This window comes from Streptomyces sp. NPDC004732 (assembly GCF_040609235.1).
Lineage (GTDB): Bacteria > Actinomycetota > Actinomycetes > Streptomycetales > Streptomycetaceae > Streptomyces.
The window spans coordinates 399,634-412,535 of record NZ_JBEXJR010000005.1; the positions used below are offsets into that span (position 1 = coordinate 399,634).

The window sequence follows — 12,902 nt, forward strand, 5'->3', positions numbered from 1 at the left end:
GCGATCTCGGAGGTTACGAGAAAATGCCCACAGGTTCCACGAAACGACGGCTCACCAGCGGTGCGGCCCTCGTCGTCGCGGCGCTGGTGACCACCACGGCGTGCGGCGGCGGTGACGGTGGCGACAGCGACTCGAAGGGTGCCGGCTACAACGCGGCGCTGAACAAGGTCGCCAACCCTTCCAAGAAGAAGGGAGGCACGCTGAAGATGGTCGGCAAGCAGGACCTGGACTCCGCCGACCCGCAGCGCGCCTACTACGGCATGACGTGGGACTTCATGCGCTTCTACACCCGGCAGCTGGTGACCTACGACACCAAGCCGGGCAAGGCGGGCACGAAGCTGGTCCCGGACCTCGCGACCTCCACGGCGAAGATCTCCGACGACGGCAAGACCTACACGTACAAGCTGCGTGACGGCCTTACGTGGGAGGACGGCTCGGCGCTGACCGCCAAGGACATCAAGTACGGCATCGAGCGCGCCTGGGCGACGGACACCATCACCGGTGGTCCCGGCTACATCCGCCAGACGCTCGACCCCAAGGGCAAGTACAAGGGCCCGTACAAGGACAAGGGCGGCCTCGACGCGATCGAGACCCCCGACGACCAGACGATCATCTTCAAGCTGCCCAAGCGCAACGGTGACTTCGAGCAGTTCCTGGCCATGCCCACCGGTTCGCCGGTGAAGGAGGCCAAGGACACGAAGGCCAAGTACACGCAGCGGCCGTTCTCCGCGGGGCCTTACAAGTTCCAGGAGTACAAGTCCAACAAGAAGCTCGTTCTGGTCCGCAACGACAAGTGGAAGAAGTCCTCGGACCCGATCCGCGCCGCGCTGCCCGACAAGATCGACGTGACGTTCTCCGCCAACCAGGAGGAGAACGACAAGAAGCTGATGGAGGGGGACTTCGACCTCGACATCAACGGCACGGGCATGACCCAGTCCGGCCGCGTCAGCGCCGTCACGGACCACCGCGGCAACGTCGACAACATGCACACGTCCTTCGTGCGCTACGTCGCGCTCATCCACAACGCCAAGCCGTTCGACAACGAGCACTGCCGCAAGGCCGTGTTCTACGCGACCGACTTCGCGAGCATTCAGCAGACCCGCGGCGGCAAGGTCGCGGCCGGCGACATCGCCAACAGCACCTTCCCGGTGGCGATCCCCGGCTACAGCAAGTACGACCCGTACGGCGTGCTGAAGCGCAAGGGCAAGCCGGACGTCGCCAAGGCCAAGGACGAGCTGAAGCAGTGCGGCAAGCCGTCCGGCTTCACCACCAAGCTCACCGCCCGCACCAACCAGCCGGGTGAGGTCGACGCCGCCGAGTCGCTGCAGCAGGCGCTCGACAAGGTCGGCATCAAGGTCCAGGTCGACTCGCTCGACGGCGCCGACACCGCCAGCATCACCGGCTCGCCGTCCGTCGTGAAGAAGCGCGGCTACGGCATGACGATGAGCGGCTGGGGCCCGGACTTCCCGTCCGGCCAGGGTTACGCGCAGCCGCTGTTCGACAGCCGCTTCCTGAACCCGACCGGTAACTACAACGAGTCGCAGATCAAGGACAAGAAGGTCGACGCGCTCTTCGACAAGGCGATCGCGGAGACCGACCCGGCCGCGGCCGGCGACATCTACAAGCAGCTCGACAAGAGGATCCTCGACCAGGCCGACTGGATGCCCTTCCTCTACGAGAAGAACATCACCTGGCGCGGGTCGCGGCTGACCAACGCGTACATGTCCGACGGCTACAACGGCCGTTACGACTACGCCTCGCTCGGCGTCGTCAAGTAACACCCGTAGCTGTCACACACTTCCCGTCAGGGAAACAGCAGTTGTAGTTCCACCGCCGCCGAATCCCGCCAGTCCGAAGGGCAGGTGATGGCCCCGGGCGGTGGCCGGGACCCCTCACAAGGGGGTCCCGGCCACCGCCGGGCCGCGCACAGTGCTTGCTTATCTCATCCGGCGCCTGTTCGCCGTAATCATCATGGTGCTGGTCGTACTGCTCGCGACCTTCACCGTCTTCTTCATGCTGCCCAAGTGGGCGGGACAGGACATCGCCGTCCTCTTCGCCGGCAAGGCCACCGGAGCCGAGCAGATCGAAGGCATCCGGACCAAACTGGGACTCGACGATCCTCTGCTCGTCCAGTTCTGGGACTTCATCAAGGGCATCCCGATGGGGCGCGACTACGTCAACGGCAGTGACGTCACGCACTGCCCGGCGCCCTGCTTCGGCTACTCCTTCCGTACCGAGGCGCCCGTCTGGGAGACCCTCAAGGACGCCCTGCCCGTCACCGCCGCGCTCGCCGCCGGTGCCTGTGTCCTGTGGCTCGTCGCGGGTGTCGCCACCGGTGTGATCTCCGCCCTCAAGCGGGGCACGATCTGGGACCGCTCCGCGATGACCATCGCGCTCGGCGGTGTCTCGCTCCCCGTCTTCTTCACCGGCATGATCGCGATGGGCGTCTTCGTCCACCAACTCGGCTGGGTGAAGATCGCGGACAGCCTCAGTACCGACGACTCGATCGACGTCTGGCTACAGACACTGATCCTGCCGTGGATCGTCCTCGCCTTCCTCAACGCGGCGATGTACGCCCGCCTCACCAGAGCGACCATGCTCGAAGTGCTCGGCGAGGACTACATCCGTACCGCCCGCGCCAAGGGCCTCGGCGAGGCCACCGTCATCCGCAAACACGCGCTGCGCTCCGCGATGACCCCGATCCTCACCGTCTTCGGACTCGACCTCGGCGTGCTCATGGGCGGCGCCGTGCTCACCGAGTCCACGTTCAACCTGCCGGGGCTCGGCCTCGAAGCGGTCAGGGCCATCAGCAGCAAGGACCTGCCCGTCATTCTTGGTGTCACGCTGTTCGCGGCGCTCGCGATCGCCATCGCCAACCTCGTCGTCGACCTTCTGTACGCCGTCATCGACCCGCGAGTGAGGCTGGGATGACCGAACTGTCCAAGAGCGGAGCCGCGGTGGGTGAACCCGTCGCCGGTTCGCCCGCTCCCTCCGCCTTCCTCGAGGTGCGCGACCTCAAGGTGCACTTCCCGACCGACGACGGCCTGGTCAAGTCCGTCGACGGGCTCAGCTTCCAGCTGGAGAAGGGCAAGACCCTCGGCATCGTGGGCGAGTCCGGCTCCGGCAAGTCGGTCACCTCGCTCGGCATCCTCGGCCTGCACACCGCGGGTCAGTACGGCGCCCGCAAGGCGCAGATCTCCGGCGAGATCTGGCTGGACGGCACGGAGCTGCTGAGCGCCCCGGCCGACGAGGTGCGCAAGCTGCGCGGCCGCGAGATGGCGATGATCTTCCAGGACCCGCTCTCCGCGCTGCACCCGTACTACTCCATCGGCAAGCAGATCACCGAGGCGTACCGGGTCCACAACAACGTCGACAAGAAGACCGCGCGCAAGCGTGCGATCGACATGCTCGACCGGGTCGGGATCCCGCAGCCCGACAAGCGCGTCGACTCCTACCCGCACGAGTTCTCGGGCGGCATGCGCCAGCGCGCGATGATCGCGATGGCGCTCGTCAACAACCCCGAGCTGCTCATCGCGGACGAGCCGACGACCGCCCTGGACGTGACCGTCCAGGCGCAGATCCTCGACCTCATCCGGGACCTGCAGAAGGAGTTCGGCTCCGCGGTCATCATGATCACGCACGACCTGGGCGTGGTCGCCGAGATGGCGGACGAGCTCCTGGTCATGTACGGCGGCCGGTGCGTCGAGCGCGGCACGGCCGAGAAGGTCTTCTACGAACCCCAGCACCCCTACACCTGGGGCCTGCTGGGCTCGATGCCCCGCATCGACCGCGAGGAGACCGAGCGGCTGATCCCGGTCAAGGGCTCCCCGCCCAGCCTGATCAACCTGCCGAGCGGCTGCGCCTTCAACCCGCGCTGCCCCTACGCGGACATCCCCAAGGACCAGATCACCCGCAGCGAGCGCCCCGAACTGCGCCTGGTGGCCGACGGGCACTACTCCGCCTGCCACATGTCGCAGGACGAGCGCACCCGGATCTGGACCGAAGAGATTGCGCCGAAGCTGTGAACGATGACGTGAAGGGCCAGGAGATGACGATCCCGGCGCAGACGCAGAGCTCGCCCGAGCCGCTGCTCAAGGTCGACGGCCTGGTGAAGCACTTCCCCATCAAGAAGGGGCTGCTCCAGCGCCAGGTGGCGGCGGTCCAGGCGGTGGACGGGCTCAGCTTCGACGTGCGCCCCGGGGAAACCCTCGGCGTGGTCGGCGAGTCCGGCTGCGGCAAGTCGACGATGGGCCGCCTCATCACGCGCCTGCTGGAGCCGACCGGCGGACGCGTCGAGTTCCAGGGCAAGGACATCACGCACCTGGGCACGGGCGGCATGCGTCCGTTCCGCCGCGATGTGCAGATGATCTTCCAGGACCCGTACTCGTCGCTGAACCCCCGGCACACCATCGGCACGATCGTCGGCGCGCCCTTCAAGCTCCAGGGCGTCAAGCCCGAGGGCGGCGTGAAGAAGACCGTGCAGGAGATGCTGGAGCGCGTCGGGCTCAACCCCGAGCACTACAACCGCTATCCGCACGAGTTCTCCGGCGGCCAGCGCCAGCGCATCGGCATCGCGCGGGCCCTCGCGCTCCGTCCGAAGCTGGTCGTGGCGGACGAGCCGGTCTCGGCCCTCGACGTCTCCATCCAGGCCCAGGTGGTCAACCTCCTGGACGACCTGCAGGACGAGCTCGGCCTCACGTACGTGATCATCGCGCACGACCTGTCGGTCATCCGGCACGTCTCGGACCGCATCGCGGTGATGTACCTCGGCAAGATCGTGGAGCTGGCGGACCGCAAGGACCTCTACTCCACGCCGATGCACCCGTACACCAAGGCGCTGCTCTCCGCGGTGCCGGTGCCCGACCCCAAGCGGCGCGGCGTCAAGAGCGAGCGCATCCTGCTCCGCGGTGACGTCCCCTCGCCGATCGACCCGCCCACCGGCTGCCGCTTCCACACGCGGTGCTGGAAGGCGACGGAGATCTGCAAGACGAAGGAGCCGCCGTTGCTCTCGCTGGCCTCCGGGCACCAGGTGGCGTGCCACCACCCGGAGAACGCCGAGGACCAGGCGCCCGAGGACACCAAGCTGCTCTCGGTGGCCAAGGAGGCGATCGAGGTGGTGTCGGTGGTGTCCAAGGCGGAGGAGACCGCCGAGGAGGCGGCCGCGGAAGCGGAAGCCGATGCGGAACCGGAGACCGCCGCGAAGCCCGAGGCCGCCGCGAAGCCGGAGGCCGCCGCGAAGCCGGAAGCCGATGCTTCAAAGGGTGAGGTTTCGAAGGAGAAGGGTCAGAAGTCGACTGACGGATAGGGCAAGTTGACCCGGACGAAGTACGCGTTTCGGGTCATGTACATGCCCTGGCGGGAGAGTGCAGAGTCTGCGTGTCCGATTCAACGGACACCCCATCGGAACGCGTTCGAAGGGAAGACTCATGGCACTCTCCCGTTCGGCACGTCTGGGCGCGCTCGCGACCGCGGCGCTCTCGTTCTGCCTGATCGCCGCGGCCCCCGCGCCCCACCCCGGCTCCGACGGCGTCGGCGACCCGTACTTCCCCCAGCTCGGCAACGGCGGCTTCGACGTACGCCATTACGGTCTCGACGTCGCCTACAACCCCGACACCGACCGCCTCGACGGCCGCACCACCATCACCGCGCGCGCCACCCAGAACCTGTCGTCCTTCGACCTCGACCTGCAGAAGCTGACGGTCACCCGGATCGAAGTGAACGGCAGACGCGCCGAGTTCACGCGGACCGGCGACGAGATCCGCGTCACGCCGCGCGAAGCCCTGGGCAAGAACAAGAACTTCACGGTCACGGTCACCTACGGCGGCGTGCCCGAACCGCTCAGCGGCCCCATCGTCTTCGGCTCCGACTACGGCTGGATGAAGACCGCCGACGGCGTCTTCGTGGCCTGCGAGCCGAACGCCGCGTCCACCTGGTTCCCGTCCAGCGACCACCCCTCCGACAAGGCAACCTTCGACATCCGCATCAAGGCGCCCAAGGGCCTGACCGGGGTCTCCAACGGCCGCCTCGTCGGCACGTACGACAAGGACGGCCAGACCGTCGCCCACTGGCGCGAGTCCACGCCCATGGCGACCTATCTCGCGACCACCACCATCGGCAAGTTCGACGTGAAGAAGGGCACGACCCCGGGCGGGACCCCGATCTACGTCGCCATCGACCCCGTCCTGGAGAACAGCAACAACGTCGACGTGTACGGCGTCACGGCCGAGGTCACCGACTACTGGTCGAAGGTCTTCGGCCCCTACCCCTTCGAGGAGACCGGCGCGATCGTCGACGACATGCCGCAGGCGGGCTTCTCCCTGGAGACCCAGACCAAGCCGGTGTACTCCGCGATCCGCAGCGAGTCGACCATCGCCCACGAGCTCGCCCACCAGTGGTTCGGCGACTCGGTGTCGGTCGAGAAGTGGAACCACATCTGGCTCAACGAGGGCTTCGCGACCTACTCCCAGTGGCTGTGGAGCGAGCACAAGGGCACCCAGACCGCCCACGACGCCTTCCTCGCGGGCTACAACTCGCGCCCCGCCGACTCGGCCTTCTGGCAGATCGTCGTCGGCGACCCGCAGCGCGACACCATGTTCGCCTCCGCCGTCTACCAGCGTGGCGCGATGACGCTCCAGGTGCTCAGGGAGCGCATCGGCGACGAGGACTTCTTCAAGCTCCTCAAGGCCTGGACGAAGCAGCACAGGAACGGGAACGTGACCACCGCCGACTTCGTGCGGCTCGCCGAGAAGATCTCCGGCGAGCAGCTCGACGCGCTCTTCGACACCTGGCTCTTCACGAAGGGGAAGCCGGCGCTTCCTTCGCGGTGATCCGCCAGGCGCCGACCTCGCGGTACGCGGAGTCGTACACCGCCTCTCCGGCGCCGGGCTCCAGCGCGTAGTGCCGCAGGTTGCCGCCCCAGTACCGCAGGATCCGGCCCAGCTCGTCGGCGGCCTGCCCTTCGAACGCCGTCTCGCCCATGTCGATCTCCAACAGGAATCTCATGGCTTCAAGCGTGTCATTGAACTCCTTTGTGAGGCTTTTGGAGCCATGAGGCCCTGCTGGGCGGCCGCCGGACCCCCACAACCCTCAAATCGCGGTGAAGGTCGGAGAGAGGCCGCCGCGGTCACGGGTAAGAATGGCGCGTGCTCCTGGATCTGTTCACGCCCTCCGTCCAGCACTCGCTCGACATCGTGGGGATCTTCGTCTTCGCGATCTCCGGCGCGCTGCTCGCCGTGCGCAAGAACTTCGACGTCTTCGGCATCGCCGTCCTCGCCGAGGTCACCGCGCTGGGCGGAGGGGTCTTCCGTGACCTGGTCATCGGGGCGGTCCCACCGGCCGCCTTCACCGACCTCGGCTACTTCATCACTCCGCTCTTCGCGGCCCTCCTGGTCTTCTTCCTGCACCCGGAGGTGGAGCGCACCCAGCTCGCGGTGAACGTCTTCGACGCGGCGGGCCTCGGCCTGTTCTGTGTGACGGGCACGACCAAGGCGTACGACTACGGGCTCGGCCTCACCGCGTCGGCCACCCTGGGCCTGATGACCGCGGTGGGCGGCGGTGTCCTCCGCGACATCGTCGCCAACGAGGTGCCCTCGCTGGTCCGCTGGGACCGCGACCTGTACGCGGTCCCCGCGATCGTGGGCGCCACGATGGTCGCCCTGTGCATCCACTACGAGCAGCTGACGGCCGTGACCAGCAGCATCGCGGTCGTGACGGCGTTCACCCTGCGGCTGCTCGCGATGCGCTACCACTGGCGGGCGCCACGGGCCTGGAACCGCCGGTCCACGGCGGTGGAGGCGGAGGCGGAGGAGACGCCTTAGGGGTCTGGGGTCCTGGAATCCTGGAGCCGGAAGAAAAAGCTACCGCTCAGTAGTTTCCTGTTGTACGTTGCTGGCATGGCAACGGCAGCATCGGCGGCATCGGCAGCCCCATCTCCGACGGCGGCGCCCGCGAGCATCGGCGACAGCGAGTTCGACCGCGACACCGCGGTGACCCGGCGCGAACCCGGCGTCTACGACACCGAACTGTCCGCAGGCTGGACGATCATCAGCGCCGTCAACGGCGGCTATCTCCTCGCCGTCATCGGCCGCGCCCTCGCCGACGCCCTCCCGCACGCCGACCCCTTCACCGTCTCGGCGCACTACCTCACCGCGTCGAGCCCCGGCCCCGCCGTCATCCGCACGGACGTGGTCCGCGGCGGCCGTTCGCTCTCCACCGGACAGGCCTCGCTCTTCCAGTACGACGAGGAGGGGCGCGAGGTCGAGCGGATCCGCGTGCTCGCCTCGTACGGCGACCTCGACGCGCTCCCCGACGACGTGCGCACCACGGCCACGCCGCCCGCCATCCCGCCGCTCGACCAGTGCTTCGGCGCGCAGGACGCCCCCGACCACCGGCCGGTGCCCGGCAGTTCGGCCATCGCGGACCGCCTCTTCCTCAAGCTCGACCCGGCCACCCTCGGCTGGGCACTCGGGCAGCCGTCCGGCAAGGGCGAGATGCGGGCCTGGTTCGGTCTCGCGGACGGCCGCGACGCGGACCCGCTCTCGCTGCTGCTCGCCGTCGACGCGCTGCCGCCGACCGCCTTCGAGATGGGCCTGACCGGCTGGGTGCCGACCGTGGAGCTGACGGTCCACGTCCGCCACCGCCCGGCCCCCGGCCCGCTGCGCGTCTCGATCACCACCCGCAATCTCGCGGGCGGCTTCCTGGAGGAGGACGCCGAGGTCTGGGACAGCGAGGACCGTCTGGTGGCCCAGTCGCGCCAGCTGGCACGGGCCCGCCTTGGCTGACTAGGTCGTCCGGAGGAAGCGGGTGAGTTCGCCCGCGAGCTCCGCGGGGGCGTCCTCCTGTACGAGGTGTCCCGCGCCCTCGATCAGGCGCAGCTCGGCGCCGGGGACGAGACCCGCCAGCTCCTTGCCCCTGGCCACGGGGATCCAGGGGTCCTCCGTGCCCCAGCAGATCAGGACGGGCAGCTCCAGTTCGCCGTACCGGCCCTGGATCTCGTCGGTGAACCGCTGGTCGTTCTGTGCGATCTGCCGGTAGAAGGCGGCCTGCCCCTCCGTCGTGCACCAGGGCTCCACGAGGCGGTCGAGCACGGCCGGATGCAGTCCGCGCGGGCTCGTCGAGGCGATGTACTCGCGGATCATGGCCCGGTGCAGCGCGGGCGGCAGCTGGGCGTAGACGTCGGCGTTCTCGCCGAGCAGCCGGTACGAGGGGGAGCCCCAGGGGGCGAGCGCCACCGGGTCGACGAGGGCGAGGCGTTCGTAGCGGGCGCCGTGCAGCAGGTGTGCGCGCAGGGAGACGCAGCCGCCGAAGTCGTGGGCCACGACGGCGGGGCGGTCCAGGCCCCAGTGGGCGAGGAGCTCGGTGAGGACCCGGCCCTGCGCGGCGAGCGAGACGTCCTGTCCGGCCCGCATCTCCGAGGCGCCGTACCCCGGCAGGTCCCAGACGTACACGCGGTGTTCGCGGGACAGGGAGCGGGCGATGCCGCGCCAGACGTACGACGAGAACGGCGTGCCGTGGACGAGGACGACGGGCGGGGCGTCGGCCGGTCCCAGGGCGGCCCAGCGCACGTCCCCGGAGGAGCTGGCGAAGGTCTGGTCGAGGACCCAGGAATCCCGTACGGCTGTCATGACCGTAAGGCTAGTAGCTCCTTACGGCTCGCGTCGAGTGTCGGGCGTCGAGTGGTGTCAGTGCTCGTCCCGCTCGTCCTGCCAGTGCATGCGGCCCAGGCCCACCAGGCGCAGCTGTCTGCGGGCGACGTCCGCCACCCGTGCCTCCTCCGCCGTCCCGGGGCCCGCGTCCAGGAAGGACGACGCGGTCATCACCATGTGGTCGACGTACATCCCCGCCAGCATGAGGAGGTCGTCCTCGGTCCACTGCGACGTCGGCGCCTCCTGGGCGAACTGCTCCGCCACCTCCCGCGCGAACAGGTCCAGTTGGGCGCCGATCGCGTCCCGCACCGCCCGCACGCCCCCGTGCCGCTCGCGGGCGATGAAGCGGACGTGGGCGGGGTGGGCGTGGACGTATCCGGCTATCAACTCGACCGTGCCCGCGATGCGCTGCTCGCTGTCGCCGGTCTCCGACGCCAGCATCGCGGCGAGCGTCGTGTGCAGGCTGCCGAGCGTCTCCTCGACCAGGGTCACGCCCAGGTCGGCGGTGTCGCGGAAGTGCCGGTAGAAGGCGGTGGGGGCGACGCCCACGGCGCGGGTGACCTCGCGCAGGCCCAGGCTGCTGAGGCTCTGCTCCTCGAGCAGCTGGAGGGCCGCGTCGAGGAGCGCCTGCCGGGTCTTCTGCTTCTGGGCCTGCCGGATGCCGAGGGTGTGACTCATGCCATGCAGTTAACAACTGTTCTCCGACTTTTGAAAGCCGGAGAGGGAGTAGACTCCAGAGTCAGTGAACAACTGTTACCACAAGCGTTCACCGAATCGAGAGGGATCACATGCTCTTCCTTGTCGCCGCCCTACTGCTGCTGGGTGTCGCCATGGGTTCCGTGGCGCACGCCCCGCTGCCGGTCAGCCTCGTCGCCGCCGTCGTGATCGGTGTGTGGCTCGCGGTCTTCGCGGTGCGTGAGCGCCGCGCCCGGCACCGCTGAGCCACCCCCCTGCGCCGTCGGTCACACCTCCACCTGCCAGGAGTCGCACCATGGAAAGCACCGCAACCCGCCCCCGTCCCCACACCGCTCCCCAGGCCACGGCCCCCGTCCGCGTCGAGGAGACCCGGCCCACCGGGCGGCGGGACACCGACGGCATGGCCGTCGCCTCCTTCGTCCTCGGCCTGCTCGGACTGCTCGTCCTGAACCTCTTCCTCGGGCCCGTCGCGATCGTCCTCGCGGGCATCGCGCTGTGGCGCGGCACCGCCCGCAAGGGCCGCGCACTGCTCGGACTCGGGCTCGGCGTGGCCGACCTCGTCGTCCTCGCCGCGCTCGTCTCGGCGGACAACACCCTGTCGTGGGGTCTCGCAGGCTGATACCACCGGGGCGAAGGGCCCCGCACGACTCGTAGAATCGTGCGCACCATGGCCTACCTCGACCACGCAGCGACCACTCCGATGCTCCCGGAGGCGATCGCGGCGATGACCGCGCAGATCGCCGTCACCGGCAACGCCTCCTCGCTGCACGCGGCGGGGCGCCGGGCGCGACGCACCGTCGAGGAGGCCCGCGAGACACTCGCCGAGTCGCTCGGCGCCCGACCCAGCGAAACCGTCTTCACGTCCGGCGGCACCGAGGCGGACAACCTCGCCGTGAAGGGGCTCTACTGGGCGCGGCGCGATGCGGAACCGGCCCGCACCCGGCTGCTCGCCAGCCCCGTCGAGCACCACGCCGTCCTCGACGCCGTGCACTGGCTCGGCGAGCACGAGGGCGCCACCGTCGAATACCTGCCGGTGGACACGCACGGCCGTGTGCATCCGGAAGCCCTCCGCGAAGCCATCGCGCGCAACCCCGACGACGTCGCCCTGGCCACCGTCATGTGGGCCAACAACGAGATCGGCACCATCCAGCCGATCCGGGAACTGGCCGACGTCGCCCAGGAGTTCGACGTCCCGCTGCACGCCGACGCCGTCCAGGCCTACGGCCAGATCCCCGTCGACTTCGCCGCATCCGGGCTCGCCGCCATGACCGTTTCCAGTCACAAGATCGGCGGGCCCTACGGCATCGGCGCGCTGCTCCTCGGCCGTGAGTACACCCCCGTGCCCGTGCTGCACGGCGGCGGCCAGGAGCGGCACGTGCGCTCGGGGACGCTGGACGTGCCCGCCATCGCGGCGTTCGCCGTCGCGGGGGAGCACGCCGCGGCGCACCGCGAGCAGTTCGCCGCCGAGATCGGCGCACTCCGCGACGACCTGGTCACCGCCGTCCGCGCGGCGGTCCCCGAGGCGATCCTCGGCGGCGACCCGTACCCGGAGGGCCGACTGCCCGCCAACGCGCACTTCACGTTCCCCGGCTGCGAGGGCGACTCCCTGCTGCTGCTCCTCGACGCACAGGGCATCGAGTGCTCCACCGGCTCCGCGTGCACGGCGGGCATCGCCCAGCCCAGCCACGTCCTGCTCGCCACCGGCACCGATCCCGACCTGGCCCGCGGCACCCTGCGCTTCTCGCTCGGCCATACGTCGACGAAGGCGGACGTCGACGCGGTGGCGGCGGCGATCGGCCCGGCGGTGGACCGGGCGCGGACGGCGGGGCTGAGCTAGGTCTTCTTCGTGGGACTCGGGGAGCCCGTGGGCTTCTCGGGTCTCTGCGGCTTGTCCCGTTCCTTCCGGACCAGGCGCATGTACCGGTCCCAGTCCCAGTAGGGCCCCGGGTCCGTGTGGTCCGTGCCGGGCACCTCCACGTGGCCCACGATGTGCTCGCGGTCCACCGGGATGTCGTACCGCCTGCAGATACCGGCGGTGAGCCGCGCCGACGCCGCGTACATCGCGTCGGTGAACGACGACTTCTTGTCGACGAAGCCCTCGTGCTCGATGCCGATGCTGCGTTCGTTGTAGCTCTTGTTGCCCGCGTGGAACGCCACGTCCAGCTCGCGGATCATCTGCGCTATGTGGCCGTCCTTGCGCACCACGTAGTGCGCGGCGGCGCCGTGGGACGGGTCCTTGAAGACGCGCAGCGCCGTCTGGTACCCGCCCTGCACCACGTGTATGACGACGCGGTCGATCTTGTAGTCGTCGGGGCGGTCCGCCCTGCGCCAGTTGTAGTCCGACGCGGCGATCCACTGCACGCCCGGGGCGTCGACCTCGCCCTCCTTGCGCTTCTTGACCACGCCGGGCAGCCGCCACCACAACCGGCCGAGCTCGTCCCTGGCGAGCACGACGGTGCCGGCGGCCGCCGCTGCGCCGCCGATCAGCAGGGTGCGCCGGTCGATGCCCCGGCGCCCCTGCGGCTTCTGCTCAGCTTCCCCCATGTGATCGTCAACGCTTAC

General features: G+C 69.2%; 14 protein-coding genes. 10 read left to right on the plus strand and 4 right to left on the minus strand.

Annotated elements, in window-relative coordinates:
- The first annotated feature begins 23 nt into the window (after positions 1-23).
- The 5 genes from ABZV77_RS17245 (at position 24) to ABZV77_RS17265 (ending at position 6,827) form a co-directional block, all read left to right on the plus strand.
- Entirely contained in the window at positions 24-1,778 is a 1,755-nt protein-coding gene (locus ABZV77_RS17245; protein WP_356256887.1) for an ABC transporter substrate-binding protein, read from the plus strand.
- A 151-nt stretch (positions 1,779-1,929) separates the two neighbouring features.
- Positions 1,930-2,931, plus strand: a complete 1,002-nt coding sequence (locus tag ABZV77_RS17250) for an ABC transporter permease (protein WP_356256890.1) — start codon at positions 1,930-1,932, stop codon at positions 2,929-2,931.
- Positions 2,928-4,025 carry an ABC transporter ATP-binding protein gene (locus ABZV77_RS17255; protein ID WP_356256893.1) on the plus strand — a complete coding sequence of 366 codons (1,098 nt, stop codon included), beginning with the start codon at positions 2,928-2,930 and terminating at the stop codon, positions 4,023-4,025. Before ABZV77_RS17250 ends, ABZV77_RS17255 begins: the two co-directional genes overlap by 4 nt.
- Before the next feature lie 23 nt (positions 4,026-4,048).
- Positions 4,049-5,305 (plus strand): dipeptide ABC transporter ATP-binding protein, encoded by a 1,257-nt coding sequence (locus ABZV77_RS17260; RefSeq protein ID WP_356257641.1) that lies wholly within the window; start codon positions 4,049-4,051, stop codon positions 5,303-5,305.
- Between the two features lie 121 nt (positions 5,306-5,426).
- Positions 5,427-6,827: a M1 family metallopeptidase gene (locus ABZV77_RS17265; RefSeq protein WP_356256895.1), complete on the plus strand. Its 1,401-nt coding sequence runs from the start codon at positions 5,427-5,429 to the stop codon at positions 6,825-6,827.
- On the opposite strand, the gene ABZV77_RS17270 is transcribed toward ABZV77_RS17265, so the two are convergent.
- On the minus strand, positions 6,793-7,002 hold the full coding sequence (locus ABZV77_RS17270) for a hypothetical protein (protein ID WP_356256898.1): 210 nt from the start codon (positions 7,000-7,002) through the stop codon (positions 6,793-6,795). The two genes, ABZV77_RS17265 and ABZV77_RS17270, sit on opposite strands and share 35 nt — an antisense overlap.
- A gap of 140 nt (positions 7,003-7,142) precedes the next feature.
- On the opposite strand from ABZV77_RS17270, the gene ABZV77_RS17275 reads away from it, so the two are divergent.
- Complete coding sequence (locus ABZV77_RS17275; protein ID WP_356256901.1) at positions 7,143-7,817, plus strand: trimeric intracellular cation channel family protein; 675 nt, start codon at positions 7,143-7,145, stop codon at positions 7,815-7,817.
- Between the two features lie 75 nt (positions 7,818-7,892).
- Complete coding sequence (locus ABZV77_RS17280) at positions 7,893-8,780, plus strand: thioesterase family protein (RefSeq protein WP_356256903.1); 888 nt, start codon at positions 7,893-7,895, stop codon at positions 8,778-8,780.
- On the opposite strand, the gene ABZV77_RS17285 is transcribed toward ABZV77_RS17280, so the two are convergent.
- Together ABZV77_RS17285 and ABZV77_RS17290 are read right to left on the minus strand one after the other, a co-directional pair.
- Positions 8,781-9,623 carry an alpha/beta hydrolase gene (locus ABZV77_RS17285; RefSeq protein WP_356256906.1) on the minus strand — a complete coding sequence of 281 codons (843 nt, stop codon included), beginning with the start codon at positions 9,621-9,623 and terminating at the stop codon, positions 8,781-8,783.
- A 57-nt stretch (positions 9,624-9,680) separates the two neighbouring features.
- Complete coding sequence (locus ABZV77_RS17290) at positions 9,681-10,322, minus strand: TetR family transcriptional regulator (protein WP_356256909.1); 642 nt, start codon at positions 10,320-10,322, stop codon at positions 9,681-9,683.
- 110 nt (positions 10,323-10,432) lie between these two features.
- Here ABZV77_RS17290 and ABZV77_RS17295 point away from each other — a divergent pair, with 110 nt between their 5' ends.
- The 3 genes from ABZV77_RS17295 (at position 10,433) to ABZV77_RS17305 (ending at position 12,177) form a co-directional block, all read left to right on the plus strand.
- Positions 10,433-10,585: a hypothetical protein gene (locus ABZV77_RS17295; RefSeq protein ID WP_167355636.1), complete on the plus strand. Its 153-nt coding sequence runs from the start codon at positions 10,433-10,435 to the stop codon at positions 10,583-10,585.
- A gap of 155 nt (positions 10,586-10,740) precedes the next feature.
- Positions 10,741-10,959, plus strand: coding sequence for a DUF4190 domain-containing protein (locus ABZV77_RS17300; protein ID WP_356257643.1), 219 nt, complete (start codon positions 10,741-10,743; stop codon positions 10,957-10,959).
- Positions 10,960-11,007: 48 nt separating this feature from the next.
- The gene (locus tag ABZV77_RS17305) at positions 11,008-12,177 is read left to right on the plus strand and encodes a cysteine desulfurase family protein (RefSeq protein ID WP_356256912.1); all 1,170 of its coding nucleotides are present in this window, start codon (positions 11,008-11,010) and stop codon (positions 12,175-12,177) included.
- Here the strand turns inward: ABZV77_RS17305 and ABZV77_RS17310 are convergent.
- The gene (locus ABZV77_RS17310) at positions 12,174-12,884 is read right to left on the minus strand and encodes an N-acetylmuramoyl-L-alanine amidase (protein ID WP_356256915.1); all 711 of its coding nucleotides are present in this window, start codon (positions 12,882-12,884) and stop codon (positions 12,174-12,176) included. The two genes, ABZV77_RS17305 and ABZV77_RS17310, sit on opposite strands and share 4 nt — an antisense overlap.
- Positions 12,885-12,902 lie beyond the last annotated feature (18 nt).